Raw genomic sequence first — 25,127 nt, forward strand, 5'->3', positions numbered from 1 at the left:
TTAACAGTATTTGTGAGCAATATCTCGTTTCTGTGCAAATGTTTTCAGTCCAATTAAAAAAGTGATCTGGGTTATGTTTTTACCCCTAAAGGGGAGTATTATCGGCAGCAGACAATAGGTGTCAGGTACGATCATCTAGCCAAACTCTCTGCGGAATGGATTCTAAAGTTTCAGAATTGGCTCAATATTTGAATTTAATTAGCAGATTCCACTAAGGCTACGTCATGTCTCAGATGATTGATCTAGAAAAAAATGAAGCAATGGTAAACAACGTTGCAACTCGTATCGAAGAAGATCTACTAGGCGAACGCCAAGTTCCAGCCGACGCTTACTGGGGTATCCACACCCTACGTGCAGTAGAGAACTTCAATATCTCTAAAACTACAATCTCTGACGTTCCAGAGTTCGTTCGCGGTATGGTTTTCACCAAGAAAGCAGCTGCAATGGCGAACAAAGAGCTGGGCGTTATCCCATCAGAAGTTGGCGAATACATCGTTAAAGCATGTGATGTGATCCTTGAAACAGGTAAGTGCATGGATCAGTTCCCGTCAGATGTTTACCAGGGCGGTGCCGGTACTTCTGTAAACATGAACACCAACGAAGTTATCGCGAACCTTGCTCTTGAGCTAATGGGCAAAGAGAAAGGCGAGTACGACATCGTTAACCCGAACGACCACGTCAACAAGTCTCAGTCTACTAACTGTGCTTACCCTACTGGTTTCCGCGTAGCGGTATACAACAGCATCATGAACATGCTTGAAGCGCTTGAGTACCTAAAAGGTGCTTTCGATGCGAAAGACAAAGAGTTCGCTGATGTACTGAAAATGGGCCGTACCCAGCTTCAGGACGCAGTACCAATGACTGTGGGCCAGGAATTCCACGCGTTCGGCGTACTAATCAAAGAAGAAATCAAAAACCTTCAGTACACAGCTCAGCTGCTTCTAGAAGTTAACCTAGGTGCAACAGCTATCGGTACTGGCCTTAACGCGGCAACAGGTTACCAGGAGCTTGCAGTACAGCGCCTAGCTGAAGTAACTGGCCTACCTTGTGTACCAGCAGAAGACCTAATCGAAGCAACCTCTGACTGTGGTGCTTACGTAATGGTTCACGGTGCACTTAAGCGTACCGCGGTTAAACTGTCTAAGATCTGTAACGACCTGCGCCTTCTTTCTTCAGGTCCTCGTGCTGGTCTTAACGAAATTAACCTACCAGAAATGCAAGCTGGCTCTTCTATCATGCCAGCAAAAGTAAACCCAGTTGTGCCAGAAGTGGTTAACCAGGTTTGCTTCAAAGTCATCGGTAACGATACAACCATCACTTTCGCGGCAGAAGCCGGTCAGCTACAGCTGAACGTTATGGAGCCAGTGATCGGTCAGGCACTGTTCGAGTCTATCGACATCCTGAAGAATGCGTGTATCAACCTGCGTGACAAGTGTATCGACGGCATCACAGTGAACAAAGAAGTCTGTGAAAGCTTCGTGTTCAACTCTATCGGTATCGTAACTTACCTAAACCCATTCATTGGCCACCACGAAGGTGACATCGTAGGTAAGATTTGTGCTGAAACCGGTAAGAGCGTCCGTGAAGTCGTTCTAGAGCGCGGCCTTCTAACTGAAGAGCAGCTAGACGACATCTTCTCGGTACAAAACCTGATGCACCCAGAATACAAGGCTAAGCGTTACAACTAAGTTGTAACCAATAAACAGCCCGGCGGATTTTCAGGATGAGGATCCGCCTTTTTTTGCTACAGATTTCCCCCTTTTATATTTTTAACTTTAAGACAGGACAATCATATGGTTGGTGTAGAACTATTAGTCGTTCTCGCGTTCATTTTCTTGGGCGCCCGAATTGGTGGTATTGGTATTGGTCTGGCAGGTGGCGCCGGTGTCATCGTGCTTTCCCTGCTGTTGGGTATGCCAACAAGCCAAAGCTATATCCCAATTGACGTAATCCTTATCATCATGTCTGTTATCACTGCGATCGCTGCTATGCAGGTTGCCGGTGGTATGGACTGGCTGGTTGAACTAGCCGAAAACTTCCTGCGTAAGAACCCGAAGCGTATTACTTTCTACGCACCTATCGTGACTTACCTGATGACCTTAATGGCAGGTACTGGTCACACGGCGTTCTCAACGCTTCCAGTTATCGCTGAAGTAGCTAAAGAGCAAGGTATCCGACCTTCACGTCCGCTATCTATCGCTGTTGTAGCTTCTCAAATCGCGATCACCGCATCGCCTATCTCCGCAGCGGTTGTTTTCTTCTCTGGCATTCTTGAACCGCTCGGGGTGGGCTACCTAACCCTACTGGCTATCTGTATCCCAACCACCTTCATCGCGTGTATGGTCGGTGCATTTGTTGCCAACTTCCTAGGCTGTGAGCTGAAAGATGACGTTGTTTACCAAGAGCGTCTGGAAAAAGGCCTAATCAAGCTACAGGGTTCAACCAAACGTGAAATCCCAGCTTCTGCGAAGAAAGCGACCTTCATCTTCCTGGGCGCTATCCTGATCGTTGTTGCTTACGCTGCGGCTATCTCTGGCTCTGTAGGTCTTATCGAAAACCCAGCGCTAGGCCGTAACGAAGCTATCATGACCTTCATGCTAGCAGCAGCAGCGGCTATCGTGTTCACTACTGGCATCGATGCAGCGAAAATCCCAGCGGCACCCACATTCCGCTCTGGTATGACAGCATGTGTGTGTGTACTAGGTGTAGCATGGCTTGGCTCTACGTTCGTAAACGGCCACGTTGACGGTATCAAAGAAGTAGCAGGCTCTCTACTGAGCGACTACCCATGGATGCTAGCAATGGTACTGTTCTTTGCTTCTATGCTGCTTTACTCTCAGGGCGCAACCACAACTGCGCTAATGCCTGCAGCACTGGCTATCGGTGTTGCTCCGCTGACCGCTATCGCTTCTTTCGCAGCAGTAAGTGCGCTGTTCGTACTACCGACTTACCCAACGCTACTTGCAGCGGTTGAGATGGATGACACAGGTTCAACCCGTATCGGTAACCTGGTCTTCAACCACCCATTCTTCATCCCGGGTGTAGTGACTATCACGACTTCTGTAGCGCTAGGCTTCGTATTCGGCGGCATCATCCTGTAATCGAGGATAATTGCTCCCTATCAAGGCCGCCTTCGGGCGGCCTTTTTTATTGGCTGAGGCAGGCAGGAAGTAAATAGTGACTTACGCTGGCACGCAATAGATTCTTTTAAAAGGCGTCATAGTGTGATGAATAGATATTGAGATGTGAAAGCGAGATGTAGAGGTACAAAAGCTCAGAGATGCAAAAGCACAGACGAAAGCAACCCGGCACAAATAGCCAAGGCAAATGATATAAATAACGATATGAGAATATTGGTTCAGGATCCGAACCGAGAAGAAAGGTTACAATAGAAATTTAATGTCTCCGCCCCGTCCTAGGGCGAAGACAAGAACAAATACGGATTCCCGACGTATTTGCTCATTCCGGTAGTGACGTCAATCCCAACATCCCGACCGGATTCATGTCTCTTTTTGCTACAGAGCAGGCCAAGACAGGAAAGCCTGCCCACTAATAGTAGTCATTGAGGCAACTTGGTGATAGAGGTAAAAGCGTTATGCAGCGATGCAAAAATGGTATGAAGTTAGACGACCTGCGCACCCTGATTGCGATTGCCCAACACGGAAGTTTCAGAGCAGCCGCCAGTGCATTAGATATTCCCCCGACAACCCTGAGCCGGCGGCTCCAGCGGTTGGAAGATACCCTCGGTAGCCAGCTGGTGATCCGGGACAGCCGCAATGTGTCGCTGACCCCGCTCGGCCGGGACTACTTCGAGCGTTGCCAGCCGTTGCTGGCGCAACTTGAGTCGGCAACGGCCGAGCTGCACGACAGCAGCCACAACGAACCACAGGGCGCGCTGCGGGTCTCTGCCCCGGTCGGCCTGCTGACCTACCGGCTGATGCCGCTGTTCAACCAGTTTCTGGCCCAGTACCCGGAGATCACCCTGTCGCTGACCCATCTGTCCAACCAGCACCATGACTACAGCCCTGAGCAGTACGACGTGGTATTCCGCGTCGGCCAGCAACCGGACTCCAGTTTCGCCGCCGCCAATATCGGCGAGTCGCAGCGGGTGCTGGTCGCCAGCCCGGCCTACCTTGCGAGCCAGGGTGCACCGACCCATCCGGATGAGCTCAACGACCATGCCCGCCTCGCCAGCGTCCCAGAGTTTGAGTGGGCACTAACTAACAAGAAAGACAGCCAGGAAACCATCTGGATTAACTCGCCGGTCAAAATGGCGATTGCCGATCTCAACAGCATCAAACAAGCCGCTATCCAGGGACTGGGGATCGCCAGCCTGCCCAACTATGTCGTCGCCGATGCCATTGCCGCAGGCCAGCTCTCTTCCATGATGGCAAACTGGTACTCGCCGCCGCGCCCTATCTACATGCTCTACCAGCGCCTGGGCTATGTCCCTGCCCATATCCAGATCTTCACAGACTTCATGCGTGACGTGCTCGGCAATAGCCAGCAGGCTTTCGCAAGCAAATGAAACCAAACACTGATTAACTCGGTCTGAGGGAGTATAGTTATTTCATGGCGCACAGTTTCGCTGCGCCATACTAGCTGTTCTTTCCCTGCCACCGCTTTGGGCAGGGCAACTCATAGACGAGCCAGATTTAATGACACTATTACAAAGACTTCAGTGTGCAGCAGACCAGTTCGCATTAAGCCGAACCCTTTCCCTGTTTGCCTTGCTCAGCCTGCTGGTACTCAGCCTACCGGCCTCTGCCCTGAAACTGCCGGGCTTTAGCAGTTCACCCAATACCTTTGTGGCCGTTGATGAAGCCTTCAGCTTCAACTTCACCCAACAGGGCGATCAGGTTTACCTCGACTGGCAGGTAAAGCCGGGCTACTACCTCTACCAGCACCAGCTGTCGGTCAGCTCGGACACTGCGACGCTGGGCACCGTGAATATCCCTACCGGCAAGCCTTATAAAGACGAGTTCTTCGGTGAGGTCAACATCTACACCGAGCCGCTGACCCTGACCGTCCCAATCGTCCAGGCCAGCGACAGTGATACCCTGACCGTCCGCTACCAGGGCTGTTCCGAAGCTGGCTTCTGCTACCCGCCGGAGATCCGCCAGGTTCCGCTCAGCGCCGTCATGGCAGCCGCCAATGCGGCACCTTCTGAGCCTCAAACATCAACAACTGGCAGTCAACCGGCAGAGCAAACAAGTACTGAAAGTAATGTAAGTGCATACTCACAACCTTCAAATGCAAACACGGCGCCAGCTTCCGAGCAAGACAAGCTGGCCAGTGACCTAGCCGACCAATGGTGGACACCACTGGTCTTCCTCGCGCTAGGGATCGGCCTGGCCTTCACCCCTTGCGTGCTGCCGATGTACCCGATCCTGAGCGGTATCGTGCTTGGCAACGGCCAGCTCAGCCACGGCCGCGCCTTCCGCCTCGCCTTTATCTACGTGCAAGGCATGGCGCTGACCTACACCCTGCTCGGCTTGGTGGTTGCCTCTGCCGGCATGCAGTTCCAGGCTGCCCTGCAACACCCCTATATCCTGATCGGCCTGAGCGTGCTGTTCGTGGCGTTGGCCATGTCAATGTTCGGCATGTATACCCTGCAGCTGCCGAGCAGCGTCCAGACCTGGCTCAATGGCCTGAGCAACAAGCAACAAGGCGGTAGCGCTGGCGGCGTATTCGCCATGGGGGCGATCTCCGGGTTGGTCTGCTCGCCATGCACCACCGCGCCACTGTCCGGCGCGCTGATCTACGTTGCCCAGAGCGGCGATTTATTAACGGGTGCCGTGGCCCTTTATGCCTTGGCTATCGGTATGGGGATCCCGCTGATACTTGCTGCGATGTTCGGCAACAAGCTACTACCAAAAGCCGGCAACTGGATGAACCATGTCAAAGCCTTCTTCGGCTTTGTCCTGCTAGCCGTGCCGCTATTCTTGCTTGAGCGTATCTTGCCGGGTGCCCTGATGCCGTACCTTTGGTCGCTGCTCGGTATTGCCGCCTTCGGCTGGCTCTACCATGTCAAAAATACCCTGGCAGTGTCATGGCGCAGCAGCACACTGGCCGTGGTGGCGATTGTCGGCTTGTTTATCTCGGTCCAGCCCCTATACCCACTGCTGACAGGCTCTACTGCCAAGGTCGCCGCAGAGCAGGAAGTCAAAGTAGAATTCAAGCGTGTCAGCAATATCGATGATCTGACTCTGGCCCTGGAGGAAGCCAAAGCTCTGCAACTACCAGTGATGCTGGATTTCTACGCCGACTGGTGCGTGGCCTGCAAGGAATTCGAGAAATACACCTTCCACGACCCGGCCGTGGCCAAGCAGCTCGATAGTTTCGTCCTGCTGCAGGCCGATGTCACCCAGAGTTCGCCGGCCGATATCGAGCTGTTGCAGGCGATGGATGTGCTCGGCCTGCCGACCCTGGATTTCTGGGACAGCAGTGGCAACCGGATGGAAGGCGCACGCCTGACCGGCTTTATGAAGGCCGAGCCTTTCCTTGCCCATCTGGCCAACCACCAGCTGACCCGTTAAGCATGCCTGGCTAACGAGCGCAGCGAGAGATGCGGTTTCTACTACCGGAAGCCGCATCCCATGGCCCCCAGCCACCACACCTAGAGCACCCCGGCGGTGCCAACCTCCGCCCGCTTAACCCACCGCTTTCAACACTTTCCCTCCCGCTATTGCAGCACCGGTTGCACAACACTGACACCCTGGTCTGATCCAGTTCAGATCTTGAGTGTTAACAAATTGATCTAGTCTTAAGGCAGTGATAGCGTTATTAAAAACAACAAGATGTGATTACCATGGACGCCCAGTACACGATAGTGATTGCCGATGACCACCCGCTGTTCCGTAATGCACTGTTTCAATCCGTGCATATGGCGATCAGCGGGGCCAACCTGCTTGAAGCCGACTCGCTCGACAGCCTGCTGACCCTGCTCGACAAAGAGGACGACGTCGACCTGCTCCTGCTAGACCTCAAGATGCCCGGTGCCAACGGCATGTCGGGGCTGATCCAGCTCCGCAGCCAATACCCTGACCTGCCGGTTGTGGTGATTTCCGCTAGCGAAGAGCCGAGCGTGATCCGCCAGGTGCGCAGCCACGGCGCGTTTGGCTTTATTCCCAAATCCAGCGATATGCGGGCGCTGATCAGCTCGCTCAACCAGGTGCTCGATGGCGAGCCGGTGTTCCCGGAAGGGCTCGGTGAAGACAACGATGAACTGACCGAGCTGACCGAAAGAATCGCCGCCCTCACGCCGCAGCAATACAAGGTGCTGGGGATGCTCTCCGACGGCTTGCTCAACAAGCAAATCGCCTATGAGCTCAATGTCTCCGAAGCAACTATCAAGGCCCATATGACCGCCATTTTCCGCAAGCTCGGAGTCAAAAATCGCACTCAGGCGGTCATCTTGCTGCAGCAGATGGATATCAACCCGTAATTTTTTTCATCACCCCGTTAGACTTTCGGCTAACGTAACATTTTCACAATATCCTCAATTTCCGCCTGACTTCACAAAATCGCTGCCAAGCCAGCGATTTTGCCGTTTTTTCCTCGACTAAAGTTGCACTGTTTCCTTGACCATTCATTGCTATTGTCAGTGCGTAACATTTCATTAACGTGATTTATGACGACGTGGAAGGAGAAGGCAATGGCGTTCGAATCAACAGAACATGCTCAAGCCTACTGGAAGGAAAACTTGGGAATTATGGGCACACTGCTGGCTATCTGGTTTGTGGTGTCTTACGGCGCAGGCATCTTGTTTGTCGATGCGCTCAACACCATTCAACTGGGCGGTTTCAAGCTTGGTTTTTGGTTTGCCCAGCAAGGGGCAATTTATACTTTTGTTGTCCTGATATTTGTCTACGTGGCGCGTATGAATGCGCTCGACAAGAAATACAACGTACAGGAAGACTAGGGGTTTAGAACATGGATATTCAAACTTGGACGTTTATTCTCGTCGGCATTACATTCGCACTGTACATCGGTATCGCTATCTGGGCCCGCGCCGGGTCTACCAGTGAGTTCTACGTCGCCGGTGGCGGTGTCCACCCTGTCGCCAACGGCATGGCGACCGCAGCTGACTGGATGTCGGCGGCATCATTTATCTCTATGGCCGGTATCATCTCATTCGTCGGCTACGATGGTGCGGTATACCTGATGGGCTGGACCGGTGGCTACGTATTGTTGGCACTTTGCCTGGCACCTTACCTGCGTAAATTTGGCCAGTTCACCGTGCCTGACTTTATCGGTGAGCGCTACTACTCCAAAACCGCACGTATGGTGGCGGTCTTCTGTGCCATCTTCGTTTCCTTTACCTATGTCGCAGGCCAAATGCGTGGTGTGGGCGTGGTGTTCTCCCGTTTCCTAGAGGTTGATATCAACCTGGGTATCATCATCGGTATGGGGATTGTGTTCTTCTACGCCGTATTGGGCGGCATGAAAGGCATCACTTATACGCAGGTAGCTCAATTCTGTGTTCTCATTTTCGCCTTCCTTGTTCCGGCTATCTTCACCTCGATCATGATGACCGGCAATCCATTCCCGCAAATTGGTATGGGCTCGACCATCTCGGGCACCGACGTCTATTTATTGGATAAGCTCGATGGCTTAACCGAAGAGCTCGGATTCACCGCCTATACCGAAGGCAACAAGAGCATGGTGGATGTATTCTTCATCTGTGCTGCCCTGATGGTGGGTACCGCAGGTCTGCCACACGTTATCATCCGTTTCTTCACTGTACCTAAAGTGCGCGATGCACGTATCTCTGCCGGTTGGGCACTACTGTTCATCTCTTTGCTATACACCACAGCACCAGGTGTGGCCGCGTTCGCCCGAGTCAACATGATTGAGACCATTAACGGTCCTGACATGCAGGGTGTCGCTGCGACAGATGCACCAAGCTGGTATAAAAACTGGGAAAGCACTGGCCTAGTCGGCTGGGAAGACAAGAACGGCGACGGCAAGATGTTCTACTCGGGCGATGAGCGTAACGAGATGACCATCAACCGTGACATCATCGTACTGGCTTCTCCTGAGTTGGCGAAACTACCGAACTGGGTGGTTGCACTACTGGCAGCCGGTGGCCTGGCAGCCGCACTATCAACAGCAGCAGGCCTGCTACTGGTTATCTCGACCTCGATATCCCATGACTTGCTGAAGAAAGGCTTCAAACCCAATATGACCGACAAGCAGGAACTGCTCGCCGCACGTATCGCTGCCGTTGTCGCCATCGTGGGTGCGGGTTATCTGGGTATCAACCCGCCAGGCTTCGTGGCACAGGTTGTGGCCTTCGCCTTCGGCTTGGCAGCGGCTTCCTTCTTCCCTGCAATTATCCTGGGCATCTTCTACAAGAAGATGAACAAGGAAGGGGCGATTGCCGGTATGCTGACAGGTATCGCCTTCACCGCCAGCTACATCATCTACTTCAAGTTCATCAACCCAGCCGCGAGCACGCCAGAAAACTGGTGGTTCGGTATCAGCCCTGAGGGTATCGGTACGCTAGGTATGTGTGTGAACTTCGTGGTCTCGATTGTGGTGAACAAATTCACCGCTGAAGTACCGAAAGATGTGCAGGATATGGTGGAGTCAATCCGCTATCCGAAAGGTGCCGGTGCTGCGCACGATCACTAATCAAATGTCCTGATAAGTAAATACAAACGGAGCCTTCATGGCTCCGTTTGTATTTGTACTGGATGGCTGAATAAAATTTCAAAACCTATCCGCCATGGATGGCGGATCGGAGCTACAGGATGTATTTATGCGTTTTTGAAATTTTCATTTAGCTATCCTGTAGTTTGATCCTCTTCAGCCATCTCAACGACTACATTTTAGCGCTCGCTTTCTGGTGCTGGTTAAGCAGCGCCCTCAGCTTGAGCGGCTTGACCGGCTTGCTGATAAAGCTAAAACCGTGCCCTTCAATCATGGTTTTGGTCTCCTCGGTTCTATCTGCGCTGATCACCGCCCCCCGGAAACACCTACCTAGTTTCAGGGTGCATTGCTGCAGCACCTGCAAGCCGGTTTCACCATCGGTAAGGTGGTAATCACTCAAGATGAAGTCGGGCTGCCAGCCATCGGCCAGCTGTTGCATCGCAGCAGTGACTGTTTCAGCCAGGCGGATCTCGCATCCCCAACGAGCCAGCAGAGTTTCCATCCCCAGCAAAATATCCGGCTCGTTATCAACACACAGCACCTTGAGGCCTGCTAGAGCAGCAGGCGGTTTCTCGGTTAACGTCGGTGCATCTTTCGGCGCCACCAACACGCCTCGTCTGACAGTAAGGGAGAACACCGTGCCCTTGCCCGGCCATGAGCGCAGCGACAGAGAGTGATCCAATACCCGGCTGATCCCGCGGGCGATAGCAAGGCCCAGCCCGAGGCCGTGGTCGACCCCGCTGCGTTCGATACGGGTAAATTCATCAAAAATATGAGCCTGCTTTTCCTCGGGAATGCCCGGGCCGTTATCCCACACCTCAACCTGCAGCCCACTGCCACGGCGACGGACGCCCAGCACGACCTTGCCTTTGGGGTTATAGCGAAACGCGTTAGTCAGGAAGTTCTGCAGTGCCCGGCGCAGCAATTTGGGATCCGAATGGATCACCGCATTACAAGGCACCACTTCGAAAGTGATCCCCTGCTCGCGGGCCAAGGCGCCGAACTCAGCACTCAGAGTATCGAGCACTTCGCTGATCCGAAATGAATGGACATTAACCTGCAGCTTGCCGGATTCCAACCGAGACACATCCAGCAAGTCGCCAATCAAATCTTCCGCTGCACCAAGAGCACTCTCGATATGGCGGGCCAGCTTGGCCGCTTCTTGCTCTTTTGCCACTTCTGCCAACGAAGAAGAGAACAGCCGGGCGGCATTGAGTGGCTGCATCAAGTCATGGCTGACCGCTGCCAAAAACCGTCCTTTGGAATGGGCCTGCAACTCGGCCTGCTGGGTCGCACTGACCAACTGGCGGTTGAGCCGCTCGAGTTCGCTGGTTCGCTGCCTAACCCGCTCTTCCAAGGTTTCATTGGCTTCCTGCAGGGCTTTTTCGGCATTGCGGAACTCGGTGATATCGGTAAAGCTCATCACAAAACCGCCACCGGGCATCGGGTTGCCCTGTACCTCAATCACTTGGCCATCAGGGCGAATGCGCGAAGACGTATGTGCCGTGCCCCGCTGCAGATGCTCGACCCGCTTGGCGACATGGCTTTCCGGATCGCCCGGACCACACAGTCCCAGTTCGGCATTGTGGCGAATGACATCGGCAATCGGCCTGCCGACCTGGATCAGGCCGGGCGGGAAGGTAAACAGCTCGGTATAACGCTGGTTCCAGGCCACCAGCCGCAACTGCTTGTCGACCACGGCAATGCCCTGGCTGATATGCTCAATCGCCCCTTGCAGCAGGCCGCGGCTGAAATCAAACAGCTCCGAAGCTTCATCGACAATCGTCGCGACCTCCTCGAGCTGCATCTTGCGCCCCTGCAACGCCGATGTCAGCACCAGGCGAGCAGAAGATGCCCCGAACACCCCAGCCAGCACCCTTTCGGTATGGCGGATCAGGGTAGAAGGCGCTTGCTGTTGTGGCAGCAAGGCTTCATGGCGCTGCTCGCCAAACTGGCGGAAGGCATGGCGGATACGCTTGCGACCAACAAACCTTGCCGCCAGCATTTCCAGCTCGGCGACCGTTACCCGGGTCTGGTACAAACTGCTGTCACCGCTCTCCGGCAAGGGCGCGCCGACAAACGAAGCGGCCTGGAGCCTTTCGGTCAGGCTCGAGCGAGTTAGTAAAGACACACTCACGTACAAGCCAATATTGACCAGCAAGCTCAGCAGCATGCCCCAGTCGACACTCGACAACTTGCCGAGTACCGGCCAGTTCGGCGGCGCGAGCAGCCACAGCAAGATATTGGTCTGAGGTGTGCCAGCCAGCATATTGGTCTGGCCCATCATGGTCACCCCCCAGATGGCGATACCACCCAGCAGGCCAGCATACACCCCATTGCGGTTACCTTCGCGCCAGTAGATCCCGCCAAGCAGCGCCGGGGCAAACTGGGCTATTGCCGCAAAAGACAGTAAACCGATAGCCGACAGCGATGGGATCTCTCCCAAAATCTGGTAAAAGCCCCACGCCGCCAGCAACAAGAGCAAGATCAGACCACGGCGGATATTCAACAGTATCCCCGAAAACGCGTGGTAGTTACGGCCGGAGATCCGCATACGGCGCAGCAGCATCGGCAGCACCAAGTCGTTGGAGACCATAATGGCAAGGGCGATGGTCGAGACAATCACCATCCCGCTTGCGGCCGAGGTTCCGCCAAGGAATGCCAACAGGGCAATGCCTTCGGCGCCATGCAACAACGGCAAATTAATCACATAGGTATCGGCGGAGATATGGGGCAGCCATACCTGGCCAGCCAATGCCAATGGAATAACAAAAATCCCCATCAGCACCAGATAGCCCGGGAACACCCAGCGTGCCCGGTGCAAGTCCTGCGCCCTTTCATTTTCGACCACCGTAGTATGGAACTGACGCGGCAGACAGATAATAGCGGCCATGGTGAACAGGGTATGGATCAGTAAACTGCCGACATGAGGAGTGGTGGGTTGAAGCAATTCGCGGCTTGCCGTCGCCAGGTCGGGGATATCAAACAGCAATACGACGGCAAACACCCCGACGGCCAAGAAGGCCACCAGCTTGATAATGGACTCGAACGCCACCGCCATCATCATGCCGCGGTGATGCTCGGTACTGTCGATATGGCGGGTACCGAACAACACGGTGAAGACCGCCAATGCGACCGTTACGACCCAGGCCGTATCGAGCGAGCTATCCGCACCGAGCACACCCATCTCCTGGCCCAGCCCCGGTGCGACCAACTCCAGTCCCATAGTGATCCCGCGCAGCTGCAGGGCGATATACGGCAAGATACCGACCACGGCAATTAGCGTGACCAATACCGCCAAGCCCTGCGATTTACCGTAACGGGCAGCAATAAAGTCGGCAATAGAGGTAATGTGTTCGCGCTTGGCAATCAATATGAGCCTGGCGAGTACCCGCCAAAAGAAAGTGAACACCAAAATCGGTGCGATATAGATAGGCAGGAAGGACCAGATATTCTGGCTGGCTTGGCCAACCGTGCCGTAGAAGGTCCAGGAGGTGCAATACACGGCAATCGACAGGCAGTAAATCCACGGCCGCCAGCGTGACATCCACTGTTTTTTTCGGTCTCCGTACCAGGCTATCCAGAACAACAGCCCCAGATAGGCCAATGTGACCGGCACGACAATCCATCCCTGTGCCATGTGTTATCTCCAACTAATTGATAATACCCAAATGATTTGAATATATTGTGAGCACCAGTGTAACCAAACCACTGGCGCTCACCAATCAGCAGGATCACAGTTCTTGGCTGCAGCGTGCTACAACCAAGGCTGGATTACGGGTTATCGGCCGCCTCACCCGCTTGGGCAAACTGGCGTCGGGCCTTGGGCTCGACCTTCATCAGCAAGGCCGGGATCCCCATCACCGCCATCAGCCAGAAGATGTTGGCACCCCACAGGCCATATAGCCAGCCGCTCAGAGCGGTCATCAGGGCCATGAAAGCGCCCATCGGCAGGGCGTTATACAATGCCTGCAGGGCAACCATCTGGTTGCTCTGTGCTTTCTGGATATATCGGATAGTAGCAAGGTGGCAGGCCGCGAATGTCACACCGTGCAAAGCCTGCGCGGCGACCAGCAGCGGCAGCTCGGTCATGCTGGCGGTGATCCCCCAGCGGATCAGCACGCCGACAGCGGCCAGGCGGAACATCCCCACCACCGACCAGCCAGCGAACAGTCGCTTGCTCAGGGCAAAAACAGCCACTTCGGCGACCACCGAGAAGCTCCACAGGTAACCAATGACATCTTCGCTGTAGCCGACTTCCTTCCAGTAAATGGCACTGAAGCTGTAGTAGGCCGCATGGCTGCCCTGCAGCAAGGCAATAATGGTCAGGAAACGAAGTACCGCCGGGTCACGCATGAGCTGCATCAGGGCCGGGCGCGGCTGGTCGTGGCTACCCGGCTCGGAGACCGGCAGGATAGTCGGCTGGCGCATACCCAGCACCAGTGCCCCGACCAAACCGGCAGCTGCTACCCAAGGGATCACATCCGGGCTGTGCTGCGCCGCCAGCAAGCCCACCACGGTGGAGCCGGCAATAAAGGCAATCGAGCCCCACAGGCGGGTTCGACCATAGTCGAGGTGGCCTTCTTTGGCATAGTGGTTCGCCAACGCATCCGACAGCGGCACGATAGGCCCGACCATCATGTTATAGATGACCGTCATGATTGTGAGCGCCCACAAACTCCCGCCGCAATAGATATAGCCGATACAGCTGACCAGCGCTGCCAAGCCGAAACCGCGCAGGGCCGGGATAAGATGTTCGACTTTATGGATACGGGGGGTGATCACCAGGTTGGCTAGGCAGCGGACACCAAAGCCCAAGCCCAGCAGCAGGCCAATATTGGAGGCACTGACCTCAAGATGCGCCAGCCACAACGCCCAGAACGGAAGATAAACACCATAATTAAAGAAAAAACCCAGCAGGTACTGCGAGGTCCAACCGTAAGGGCTACTACGAAACATGCCTTGTCCTATCGTACAGAATAATCGAGGCGCTATTATGCCTCCAATAGAACATAGCCCCAATGAAATTATCCACCCTTTTTCTTTCCCCATTTCACTGTCAGCTGTACTTAGCAGAACAACCATTTTATCGCCCATAGTAGACTAAAGTCGTCTGGAGCTTTTGCGCTATCGGGCGGACACTGCATACAGTGCCCATCGCTCCGGAGAGCCGCCATGTCAGACAGCTTTGATACCTCCCTGCCCCCTTTTGACCGCCTCAGCAGCGAGCAGCAACAGCGCCTGGTCGACTCACTGGATGTGGCTTACTACCGCCATGGGGATATCCTGATCGAGGCCGGCAAGTCCAGCGAGCAGCTGCACATCATTATCAAGGGCAGCGTCGAGGAAAGTGCCGCTGACGGGGGCGAAATCTATGCCCATTACACCAGCGATGATCTGTTCGATGTCCGCTCCCAGCTCGAATCCACCTGCCGCCACCGCTATACCGCGCTGGAAGATACCTTGTGCTACCTGGTTCCCAAGCCGCTGTTCCTCGACCTCTACCACGGCAACAGCCAGTTTGCCGCCTACTTCGATACCAGCCTGGCCCGCCGCCAGCAACTGCTGGAAGAGGCGCAGCGCCAGCAGAACCTGGCAGAGTTCATCCTGACCCGGGTCGACGACAGCAATATCCAACCCTGCCTGATCCTGCCGCGCAACTGTGATTTGCACGCCGCGACAGTGAAACTGCAGCAGCAGGGCATGGATGCCGCGTTGGTCGAAGCCGGTGGCACACAGCCCTACGGTATTATTACCCGCACCAATTTGCTCCATGCGGTGATGCTGGACAATCTGCCAGCCACCACCGCCATTGGCGAGGTAGCCACCAGCCCGGTAGTCAGCGTCAGCAAGGGCGACTACCTGTTCAATGCGATGCTGGCGATGACCCGGCACAAGGTAAAGCGGGTATCCGTCACCGACGGCGAAGCACTGGTGGGCATGCTGGATCTCACCCAGGTGCTGAGCCTATTTTCCACCCATTCCCATGTCCTGACATTGCGGATCGCCCGCGCGACAACGGTCGAGGAGCTCTCGCTGGCGGCTAGCAGCCAATCACGGCTGGTGGCGACTCTGTTCAACAACGGCATCCATACCCGTTTCGTGATGGAGCTGATCGCGGCGGTCAATGAGCAAATTATCGAAAAAGCCTTCCGCCTGGTGGTGCCGCAGGCACTGCAGAACCACTGCTGCTTAGTCGTTATGGGCTCGGAAGGGCGCGGCGAGCAAATTCTCAAGACCGACCAGGACAATGCCCTGATCATCGAAGACGGTGTCGAATGGCCGGGGCTGGGTGACACCATGGAAACCCTGACCCACACCCTGCACCAGCTGGGCTACCCGCTCTGCCCGGGCAAGGTGATGGTCAACAACCCCAAATGGGTTAAGCATCAAAGTGAGTGGTTACATACTCTAAAAGACTTTTCCCGCAAGGGAACCGAGAATGAAATGATGGACTTGGCGATCCTCGCCGACAGCCATGCCGTCGCCGGCAACCCCGAACTGCTACGCCCGATCAAGAAGCAACTGCATCAGCAAATGGCCGAGCAGGAATTACTGCTGGCCACCTTCACCCGCCCCGCCCTGCGCTTTAGCGTCCCGCTATCCTTGTTCGGTAAGTTGAAATCAGGCAAGGATGGGCTGGATATCAAGCGTGGCGGTATTTTCCCGATTGTGCACGGTGTGAGGGCGCTGGCGCTAGAGCACGGTATCGAGGACAACAACACCTTCACCCGCCTCGAGCAGCTGGCACAGCACAGGGTATTGGAAACAGAGACCGCCTCCAACCTCAGCGAGGCGCTGAAGCTATTTATCAAATTGCGGCTGCGCCAGCAGCTGGATATTCCGGCCGGTGGGTTGCAGCAGCACCTCAATGTCGAGCGGCTCAACCGTGCCGACCGTGACTTGCTGCGCCATAGCCTGCATGTAGTGAAAAAATTCAAGGAATGGCTCGGGTACCACTACCAGATCCGTGACTAGCACCGGCCAAGGAGCAGAATGATGATCAATACCCTAAAACGCTGGTGGTACCGCCATAAATTCAAGGACAGTGAGTACCGCGACCTATTTTCCCGCTACCGCGGCACCGAGCTGGTCTCGCTCGACTGCGAGACCACCAGCTTAGATCCGCACAGTGCCGAGCTGGTCACCATCGCCGCGACCCGGATCCAGGAAAACCGTATCCTGACCAGCCAATCAATCCACCTGACCCTGCGCGCACCTGCAAGCCTCGATGCCGGCTCGGTGGCCATCCACCGCATCCGCCACCAGGATCTCAACCAGGGCATGGAAGAAAGCCAGGCGCTGGAAAAGCTGCTGGCCTTTATCGGCAACCGCCCGTTGGTCGGCTACCATATCCGCTATGACAAAACGATCCTTGACCGCTATTTCCACCGCCACTTCGGTTTCCCGCTGCCCAACAAGACCGTCGAGGTCAGCCACCTCTACCACGAGCAGCTCGAGCGCCAGCTGCCCAATGCCTATTTCGACCTTAGCCTCGAGGCCATCAGCCGCCACCTCGACCTGCCGGTACCGCCGCGCCACGATGCCCTGCAGGACGCCATTGCCGCTGCAATGATCTACGTGCGGCTAAAACACGGTGATCTGCCTCACCCTGTTGCCAGGCAAGCCTGATAATCCGACAAAGAAATCTGACTAATCAACATCTTATAAAGTTAATCCCTTGCGCTTTATCAGCGATAAAGCGCAAGTTTTTGACTGCAACAGCGCTGCAAAACCGGCCTTTTCCCCGCATTCCGCCCACTCTCATCCTAAAGTCTAATTGAGACCTGCGGCGATCTGTCGGAAGTTATTAACCACGCAAGCCAAAACCTGCATACAGAATAATCCGGTCCAGTACGGACATTAACGGAACACAAGGAGAAAAGAATGAGTGAGGTTCATGTGTATACAGTAAACCAGGACATCGCAGCCAACGCCCATATTACCGACGAGCAGTACCGTGAAATGTACCAGCAGTCTGTGATCAACCCGGAAGGCTTCTGGCGCGAGCACGGCCAGATTGTTGACTGGATCAAGCCATTCAGCCAGGTCAAGAACACCTCGTTCGATACCGGCCATGTCAGCATCAACTGGTTCGCAGACGGCACCCTCAACGTGTCGGCCAACTGTATTGACCGCCATCTGGCGACCCGCGGCGACCAGCCAGCCATTATCTGGGAAGGCGATGACCCGGCCGATGATGCCACCCTCACCTATAACCAATTGCACGAGCAAGTGTGCCAGTTTGCCAATGCCCTGAAGAGCCAAGGGGTACGCAAAGGTGATGTGGTTTGCCTTTACATGCCAATGGTTGCCGAAGCCGCTGTTGCCATGCTGGCCTGTACCCGCATCGGTGCGGTTCACACAATTGTGTTCGGTGGCTTCTCACCAGAAGCCCTAGCCGGCCGTATTACCGATTCCAATGCCAAGGTCGTGGTCACGGCCGATGAGGGAATCCGCGGCGGCCGTGCGGTACCGCTGAAGAAAAATGTCGATGATGCCCTGGCCAACGACGAGGTCACCAGCGTCGAGAAAGTGATTGTGTTCAAGCGCACTGGCGGCAACGTTGAGTGGGACAGCAGCCGCGATGTCTGGTGGCATGAAGCGACAGCCGTTGCTTCTTCCCATTGCGAACCGGAAGAAATGAATGCCGAAGACCCGCTGTTCATCCTCTACACCTCGGGCTCAACCGGCAAGCCGAAAGGCGTACTGCACACCACCGGCGGCTACCTTGTCTACGCCACCATGACCTTCAAATACGTCTTCGACTACCAAGAAGGCGATATCTACTGGTGTACCGCTGATGTGGGCTGGATCACCGGACACAGTTATCTTGTCTATGGCCCGCTGGCCAACGGTGCGACGACCCTATTGTTTGAAGGTGTACCGAACTACCCATCGACCAGCCGCATGAGTGAAGTGGTCGACAAACACAGCGTCAACATCCTTTATACCGCACCGACAGCAATCCGTGCCCTGATGGCAAAAGGCGACGAAGCCATTGCTGGCACCAAGCGTTCATCGCTGCGTATCATGGGGTCGGTCGGCGAGCCTATCAACCCTGAAGCGTGGGAGTGGTACCACCGTACCATTGGTGACAGCCGCTGCCCGATTGTTGACACCTGGTGGCAGACCGAAACCGGCGGTATTCTGATCACGCCACTACCGGGCGCAACCGCCCTTAAACCAGGCTCGGCAACCCGTCCGTTCTTCGGTGTTCAGCCGGCATTGGTCGATAACATGGGCAACATCCTTGATGGTGCTACCGAGGGTAACCTGGTGATGATCGACTCCTGGCCAGGCCAAATGCGCACCCTGTGGGGCGATCACGACCGCTTCGAGCAAACCTACTTCTCGACCTTCAAGGGCATGTACTTTACCGGTGACGGCGCCCGCCGCGATGAAGACGGCTACTACTGGATCACTGGCCGTGTCGATGACGTACTGAACATTTCCGGTCACCGCATGGGGACGGCTGAAATCGAATCGGCACTGGTGGCCTTCGACAAGATTGCCGAAGCCGCGATTGTCGGGGTACCGCACGATATCAAGGGCCAGGCAATCTATGCCTATATCACCCTCAATGATGGCGAAATCCCATCGGCGGAGCTGCACAAAGAAGTCAAAGACTGGGTGCGCAAGGAAATCGGCCCAATCGCGACACCGGACTTCCTGCACTGGACCGATGCACTGCCGAAGACCCGCTCGGGCAAAATCATGCGCCGTATCCTGCGCAAGATTGCCACCGGCGATACGGCAACCCTAGGCGATACGTCCACCCTGGCCGACCCAAGCGTGGTTGAGAAACTGATCGCAGAAAAGCAAAAAGTGCTATAACCCTGACGTTTTAGTCAATACAAGCCGCCCCAGCCCTCGCTGGCGGCGGCTTTTTTGATCCAGTGCTAAAAGTTACACTTCTGTCGCCGCTAACTATTGTCTCCTGCCCAAGGGTCACGCATAGTGTCAGCTGCGACAAATTCCATTCACCCCCCTCGAGCGCCAAGCAGCGTACACGTGTACAAATTAAAATGTGGTGATTAGACCAGTATTTTGCTGCGATTTGCGGTGAATTCTCTATAATTGCACATCAAGCATGTTTTGGCAGATAAAATCGGAACACAGGGAAGCAACAATTCAGCTTTTTGCACGTTGCTAGAGTAAAACCTCAAATACAAGTGATATAACGTCAAGATGTCGACCGTTCAACGAATTTTACTGATCAATGGCCCGAACCTGAACCTACTGGGTTTGCGCGAACCGGGGCATTATGGCCAGCAGTCACTGGCCCAGATCGTGACGCACCTAACTGCCAAAGCCACCGAATTAGGCGTGACGCTAGACCACATCCAATCGAACGCGGAGCACGAAATCATCAATGCGATCCACCAGGCCCACGGCACGGTCGATTTCATCCTGATCAATCCCGCTGCCTTTACCCACACCAGCGTTGCTATCCGCGATGCCCTGCTGGGGGTCAGCATCCCGTTCATTGAAATACACCTGTCTAATGTTCATGCCCGGGAACCATTCCGCCACCACTCCTACCTGTCAGACAAGGCGGTTGGGGTGATTTGCGGCCTGGGCCCAGATGGTTATGAATTCGCCCTGCAAGCTGCGGTACGCCGCCTGCAAGCAGACGCCAACTGAACATAAAAGAGAAAGATAAATGGATATTCGTAAAATCAAAAAACTGATTGAGCTAGTAGAAGAATCTGGTATTGCCGAGCTGGAAATCTCTGAAGGTGAAGAGTCAGTACGCATCAGCCGTGCCACTGCCCCTATCGCTGCACCAGCCCAGGTGATTGCTGCACCTGTTGCTGCTCCGGCTGCCGCACCAGCCGCTGCCGCTGCTCCTGCCGCCGAAGCACCAGCCGCTGCTGCAGCGCCTGCTGGCCACCAGGTTCTATCGCCAATGGTAGGCAGCTTCTACCGTGCACCTAGCCCAGATGCGAAGCCATTTGTTGAAGTCGGCCAGTCTGTCAATGTCGGTGATACCCTGTGTATAGTCGAAGCGATGAAGATGATGAACCAGATCGAAGCTGACAAAGCCGGTACGGTTGTAGCTATCCTGGCAGAAGACGGCGACGCCGTTGAATTCGACCAGCCGCTAGTTATCATCGAATAACCGGGGCCTTTTATGCTAGATAAAATTGTAATTGCTAACCGAGGCGAGATTGCGCTGCGTATCCTGCGTGCATGTAAAGAGCTCGGTATCAAGACGGTTGCGGTGCACTCCACTGCTGACCGCGATCTCAAGCACGTACTGCTGGCTGACGAAGCGATCTGTATCGGTCCTGCCAAGAGTACCGAAAGCTACCTGAACATCCCTCGCATTATCAGCGCGGCAGAAATCACTGGCTCGGTGGCCATCCACCCAGGCTACGGTTTCCTATCTGAAAACGCTGATTTTGCCGAGCAGGTTGAGCGCTCTGGCTTCATTTTCGTAGGCCCGAAAGCTGAGACTATTCGCCTAATGGGCGACAAGGTTTCAGCCATCACCTCAATGAAAAAAGCTGGCGTTCCTTGTGTACCGGGCTCTGACGGCCCACTTGATGACGATGAAGCTAAGAACAAAGCCTTTGCCAAGCGTATCGGCTACCCGGTGATCATCAAAGCGTCAGGCGGCGGCGGTGGCCGTGGTATGCGTGTGGTTCGCAGCGAAGCTGAGCTGATCGAAGCTATCCAGATGACCCGTGCCGAAGCCAAGGCAGCCTTCAACAACGATATGGTTTACATGGAGAAATTCCTTGAAAACCCACGCCATATCGAAGTTCAGGTACTGGCTGACGGCCAGGGCGGTGCGATTCACCTGGGTGAGCGTGACTGTTCTATGCAGCGCCGCCACCAGAAGGTTGTAGAAGAAGCGCCGGCGCCAGGCATCACCGAAGAAATGCGCAAGTACATCGGTGAGCGCTGTACCCGTGCCTGTATCGAAATCGGCTACCGCGGTGCCGGTACGTTCGAATTCCTGTACGAGAACGGCGAATTCTACTTCATCGAGATGAACACTCGTATCCAGGTTGAGCACCCAGTAACCGAGATGGTGACCGGCGTTGACCTAATCAAAGAGCAGCTGCGTATTGCCGCAGGCCAGCCTTTGTCGTACACCCAAGATGACATCAAGATCAAAGGCCACGCGGTTGAGTGCCGTATCAACGCCGAAGATCCTGAGCGCTTCCTGCCTTGCCCGGGCAAGATCGAACGCTTCCACGCCCCTGGCGGCATGGGCGTACGTTGGGAATCGCACATCTACACCGGCTACAGCGTTCCACCGTTCTACGACTCAATGATCGGTAAGCTGATCACCTTCGGTGAGAACCGTGACGTGGCGATTGCCCGCATGAAGAACGCGCTTGGTGAGATGATCATCGACGGTATCAAGACCAACGTTCCTCTTCAGCAGGAAATCATGGCAGACGAGAACTTCCAGCACGGTGGTGCCAATATCCACTACCTCGAGAAGAAACTCGGCCTTCAGTAAGGTTGATACCTTCAAGGAAAAAGCTGCTTCGGCAGCTTTTTTTATCTCTTTATACCGCATTTCCACTCCATTCCTAGCGCTCCCTGCTAACTTTTGCCACAATAGCCCCCTTAAATTTGTATGAAGAATGAGCAAAGGCGCATCTCATGATTGCTCCTTCGCTGCCTATCAACCGGAAACAACACCATGAAAACGCTGTCTGCGCGCTATCGCCAGGCCCACAAGGAAGCCAAATGGGCTGTCGGCCTCGCCCTGGCCTACTTCGCCTGGTGGTATTTCTCGGCCTATGCTTTTGCCCCTAACGGCATAGACGAAAGCCTGCCTACCCTGTACTGGGGATTCCCGCTGTGGTTCCTGCTGGCCTGTATCATCGGCCCTATCTTATTCACCGTACTTTGTGGCCTGATGGTGAAATATATCTACCGCGACATGTCGCTCGAAGTCGAGCAGGAGGCTGGTGATGAATAGCCAACTGTTGATCCCGCTGGTCCTGTATTTGATGGCGGTTTTCGGCCTTGCCATCTACACCCGCCGCCATCGCGGCACCGGTAGCGGCTTTCTCAACGAATACCTAGTCGGCAACCGCAGCATGGGCGGCTTTGTCCTTGCCATGACCCTAGCAGCGACATACGCCAGTGCCAGCTCGTTCATCGGCGGACCGGGCGCTGCCTACAAAATGGGGCTGGGCTGGGTACTGCTGGCGATGATCCAGCTGCCGGCAGCCTGGCTGACCCTCGGGGTGCTGGGCAAGAAGTTCGCTATCGAAGCGCGCCGCCATAACGCCCTGACACTGAACGACATTCTCTATGCCCGCTATAAGAACCGGGGGGTCGTGGTCTTCGCCTCGCTGGCGCTGCTGCTGGCATTTTTCGGCACCATGGTGGTGCAGTTTGTCGGCGGTGCCCGCCTGCTGCAAACGGTCACGGGCCTGTCCTACCACCACGGTTTGATCCTATTTGCTGCCACTGTCGGCCTCTATACCACCATCGGCGGCTTCCGCGCCGTGGTCATGACCGATACCGTACAGGGGATCATGATGATCATCGGTACCATCGCGCTGCTGGTCGGTATTGTCCATGCCGGTGGCAGCATCGGCGAAATGATGGGCGAGCTGCACCGTATCGACCCGGCATTGGTTACCCCGTTCGGCCCAGACAATTTCCTCAGCCAGCCTTTCATGCTCAGCTTCTGGGTGCTGGTCTGTTTCGGGGTCATCGGCCTGCCCCATGCCGCAGTGCGCTGCATGTCCTATAAATCCACAGGATCCCTGCACAAGGGCATGGTGATCAGCACCGCGATGGTGGCCTTCTTGATGCTCGGCATGCACCTGGCCGGCGCGCTAGGCCGTGCTATCGTGCCGGATATTGCCAGCCCGGATCAGATCATGCCGACCCTGATGATGACGGTGCTGCCGCCCGTGGTTGCCGGGGTGTTCCTAGCCGGCCCAATGGCGGCCATCATGTCGACTATCGACTCCCAGCTGATCCAGGCTTCGGCCACCCTGCTCAAGGATTTGTACCTGAACTACATCAACCCGAAAGCCGCCCAGGGGCCAGAGGCGGAAAGCCGACTGCCGAAGCTGTCGCTGTGGGTCACCGGCATCTTCTCGCTGTTGGTGTTCGTTGCGGCCACCAACCCGCCGGATATGATCATCTGGCTCAACCTGCTGGCCTTCGGCGGTATGCAGGCCGTGTTCCTGTGGCCGCTGGTACTGGGGCTGTACTGGAAAAAAGCATCGGCCACCGGCGCCTTTGCTTCCATGGTCAGCGGACTCGCCTGTTACATCGCCCTGTCGCTGCTCAAGCCCGATTTAGGCGGTATCCATGCCATCGTACCGACTTTGGCAGTAGGGCTTGTCACCTTCGTCCTAGGCAGCCTGGCAAGGCCGGTTCCGCAGCAGACCTTGCAACAGGCTTAAATCAACCTTCAGATAGCACCTCCGGGTGCTATCTTTTTTCAACTGGCTAAAAATCATGCTAGACTCCGCATCCTTGAATTTAGCTAACCTAAAAGCGAAATAACCATGCCTTGGATTCAAATCAAACTGAACGCGACGGCTGAGAATGCTGAAGCTATCGGCGATATGCTGATGGAAGAGACGGGCGCAGTCTCGGTTACCTTCCTTGATGCCCAGGACACACCGGTATTCGAACCACTACCGGGTGAAACCCGCCTGTGGGGCGATACGGATGTGGTCGGCCTGTACGATGCAGAAACGGACATGAAATTTGTCCTGGAAATGCTAAAGAACAGCCCGCTGATTGCCGACGATTTTGCCCACAAGATCGAGCAGTTGGAAGACAAGGACTGGGAGCGCGAGTGGATGGACAACTTCCACCCTATGCGCTTTGGCCGCCGCCTGTGGATTTGCCCAAGCTGGCGCGAAGTCCCTGAGCCAGATGCGGTTAACGTGATGCTGGATCCGGGCCTAGCCTTCGGTACCGGTACCCACCCAACCACATCACTTTGCCTAGAGTGGCTTGACGGCCAAGACCTGACCGGCAAAACCATCATCGACTTCGGTTGTGGCTCAGGCATCCTGGCAATTGCTGCCTTGAAACTGGGCGCCGAGAAGGTGATCGGTATCGATATCGACCCGCAGGCTATCCAAGCTTCCCGCGACAATGCCGAGCGCAATGGCGTGGCGGAAAACCTCGAGCTGTACCTACCTCAGGACCAGCCTGAAGGTATCCAGGCAGACGTGGTTGTCGCCAACATCCTGGCCGGCCCGCTGCGCGAGCTATCGCCGGTGATCAAGAGCCTGGTCAAAGACGGTGGCCTGCTGGCTATCTCCGGCGTACTGGAGAGCCAGGCGGAAGACGTCGCGACCTATTACAGCGACGAGCTGGCGCTTGACCCGATTGCAGCCCGCGAAGAGTGGTGCCGCATCTCTGGGCGCAAAGCGTAATCGACATTTTCCTCTTCGATAAACAGTCAATTGATTGAAAAAAGTACAGTTTTGAAAATCAAAACCTAAATGCTCAATTAT

The 25,127-nt window shown here is 55.2% G+C and carries 19 protein-coding genes; 17 read left to right on the top strand and 2 right to left on the bottom strand.

All coding sequences use genetic code 11. The features are described from left to right. The first annotated feature begins 224 nt into the window (after nucleotides 1-224). The 8 genes from aspA to ACXAGQ_RS27270 all read left to right on the top strand — a co-directional run bounded on the left by aspA (nucleotide 225) and on the right by ACXAGQ_RS27270 (nucleotide 9,639). Complete coding sequence (aspA, locus tag ACXAGQ_RS27235; protein ID WP_475258187.1) at nucleotides 225-1,688, top strand: aspartate ammonia-lyase; 1,464 nt, start codon at nucleotides 225-227, stop codon at nucleotides 1,686-1,688. Nucleotides 1,689-1,793: 105 nt separating this feature from the next. Then, nucleotides 1,794-3,101 carry an anaerobic C4-dicarboxylate transporter gene (locus ACXAGQ_RS27240; RefSeq protein WP_475258189.1) on the top strand — a complete coding sequence of 436 codons (1,308 nt, stop codon included), beginning with the start codon at nucleotides 1,794-1,796 and terminating at the stop codon, nucleotides 3,099-3,101. Nucleotides 3,102-3,616: 515 nt separating this feature from the next. Beyond that, nucleotides 3,617-4,528, top strand: a complete 912-nt coding sequence (locus ACXAGQ_RS27245) for a LysR family transcriptional regulator (protein ID WP_475258190.1) — start codon at nucleotides 3,617-3,619, stop codon at nucleotides 4,526-4,528. A gap of 130 nt (nucleotides 4,529-4,658) precedes the next feature. Then, nucleotides 4,659-6,539 (top strand): protein-disulfide reductase DsbD, encoded by a 1,881-nt coding sequence (locus ACXAGQ_RS27250; RefSeq protein WP_475258192.1) that lies wholly within the window; start codon nucleotides 4,659-4,661, stop codon nucleotides 6,537-6,539. Nucleotides 6,540-6,568: 29 nt separating this feature from the next. Beyond that, the gene (locus ACXAGQ_RS27255) at nucleotides 6,569-6,727 is read left to right on the top strand and encodes a hypothetical protein (RefSeq protein WP_475258194.1); all 159 of its coding nucleotides are present in this window, start codon (nucleotides 6,569-6,571) and stop codon (nucleotides 6,725-6,727) included. Between the two features lie 84 nt (nucleotides 6,728-6,811). Further along, nucleotides 6,812-7,447, top strand: a complete 636-nt coding sequence (locus ACXAGQ_RS27260) for a response regulator transcription factor (protein WP_475258196.1) — start codon at nucleotides 6,812-6,814, stop codon at nucleotides 7,445-7,447. A 210-nt stretch (nucleotides 7,448-7,657) separates the two neighbouring features. Next, a complete protein-coding gene (locus ACXAGQ_RS27265) occupies nucleotides 7,658-7,924 on the top strand; it encodes a DUF4212 domain-containing protein (protein ID WP_475258198.1) in 267 nt (88 codons plus the stop codon). Nucleotides 7,925-7,935: 11 nt separating this feature from the next. Further along, nucleotides 7,936-9,639 carry a sodium:solute symporter family protein gene (locus tag ACXAGQ_RS27270; RefSeq protein WP_475258200.1) on the top strand — a complete coding sequence of 568 codons (1,704 nt, stop codon included), beginning with the start codon at nucleotides 7,936-7,938 and terminating at the stop codon, nucleotides 9,637-9,639. 190 nt (nucleotides 9,640-9,829) lie between these two features. Here ACXAGQ_RS27270 and ACXAGQ_RS27275 read toward each other — a convergent pair whose 3' ends face one another. Beyond that, nucleotides 9,830-13,297 carry a hybrid sensor histidine kinase/response regulator gene (locus ACXAGQ_RS27275; protein ID WP_475258202.1) on the bottom strand — a complete coding sequence of 1,156 codons (3,468 nt, stop codon included), beginning with the start codon at nucleotides 13,295-13,297 and terminating at the stop codon, nucleotides 9,830-9,832. 134 nt (nucleotides 13,298-13,431) lie between these two features. Next, on the bottom strand, nucleotides 13,432-14,616 hold the full coding sequence (locus ACXAGQ_RS27280; RefSeq protein WP_475258204.1) for a 3-phenylpropionate MFS transporter: 1,185 nt from the start codon (nucleotides 14,614-14,616) through the stop codon (nucleotides 13,432-13,434). Between the two features lie 216 nt (nucleotides 14,617-14,832). Here ACXAGQ_RS27280 and ACXAGQ_RS27285 point away from each other — a divergent pair, with 216 nt between their 5' ends. The 9 genes from ACXAGQ_RS27285 to prmA all read left to right on the top strand — a co-directional run bounded on the left by ACXAGQ_RS27285 (nucleotide 14,833) and on the right by prmA (nucleotide 25,046). Beyond that, nucleotides 14,833-16,635, top strand: coding sequence for a putative nucleotidyltransferase substrate binding domain-containing protein (locus ACXAGQ_RS27285; RefSeq protein ID WP_475258206.1), 1,803 nt, complete (start codon nucleotides 14,833-14,835; stop codon nucleotides 16,633-16,635). 24 nt (nucleotides 16,636-16,659) lie between these two features. Next, nucleotides 16,660-17,289, top strand: a complete 630-nt coding sequence (locus ACXAGQ_RS27290) for a 3'-5' exonuclease (protein WP_475258261.1) — start codon at nucleotides 16,660-16,662, stop codon at nucleotides 17,287-17,289. 255 nt (nucleotides 17,290-17,544) lie between these two features. Beyond that, a complete protein-coding gene (acs, locus tag ACXAGQ_RS27295; protein ID WP_475258208.1) occupies nucleotides 17,545-19,494 on the top strand; it encodes an acetate--CoA ligase in 1,950 nt (649 codons plus the stop codon). A 354-nt stretch (nucleotides 19,495-19,848) separates the two neighbouring features. Then, the gene (gene aroQ / locus ACXAGQ_RS27300; RefSeq protein ID WP_475258210.1) at nucleotides 19,849-20,304 is read left to right on the top strand and encodes a type II 3-dehydroquinate dehydratase; all 456 of its coding nucleotides are present in this window, start codon (nucleotides 19,849-19,851) and stop codon (nucleotides 20,302-20,304) included. A gap of 19 nt (nucleotides 20,305-20,323) precedes the next feature. After that, nucleotides 20,324-20,782: an acetyl-CoA carboxylase biotin carboxyl carrier protein gene (accB, locus tag ACXAGQ_RS27305; protein ID WP_475258212.1), complete on the top strand. Its 459-nt coding sequence runs from the start codon at nucleotides 20,324-20,326 to the stop codon at nucleotides 20,780-20,782. Nucleotides 20,783-20,794: 12 nt separating this feature from the next. Beyond that, nucleotides 20,795-22,138, top strand: a complete 1,344-nt coding sequence (gene accC / locus ACXAGQ_RS27310) for an acetyl-CoA carboxylase biotin carboxylase subunit (RefSeq protein ID WP_475258214.1) — start codon at nucleotides 20,795-20,797, stop codon at nucleotides 22,136-22,138. A 186-nt stretch (nucleotides 22,139-22,324) separates the two neighbouring features. Then, entirely contained in the window at nucleotides 22,325-22,606 is a 282-nt protein-coding gene (locus ACXAGQ_RS27315) for a YhdT family protein (RefSeq protein WP_107301212.1), read from the top strand. Continuing rightward, a complete protein-coding gene (gene panF / locus ACXAGQ_RS27320) occupies nucleotides 22,599-24,056 on the top strand; it encodes a sodium/pantothenate symporter (protein WP_475258216.1) in 1,458 nt (485 codons plus the stop codon). Before ACXAGQ_RS27315 ends, panF begins: the two co-directional genes overlap by 8 nt. A gap of 105 nt (nucleotides 24,057-24,161) precedes the next feature. Further along, the gene (gene prmA / locus ACXAGQ_RS27325) at nucleotides 24,162-25,046 is read left to right on the top strand and encodes a 50S ribosomal protein L11 methyltransferase (protein ID WP_475258218.1); all 885 of its coding nucleotides are present in this window, start codon (nucleotides 24,162-24,164) and stop codon (nucleotides 25,044-25,046) included. Nucleotides 25,047-25,127: the final 81 nt, after the last annotated feature.

Source organism: Photobacterium sp. ABD4_091 (assembly GCF_056160145.1).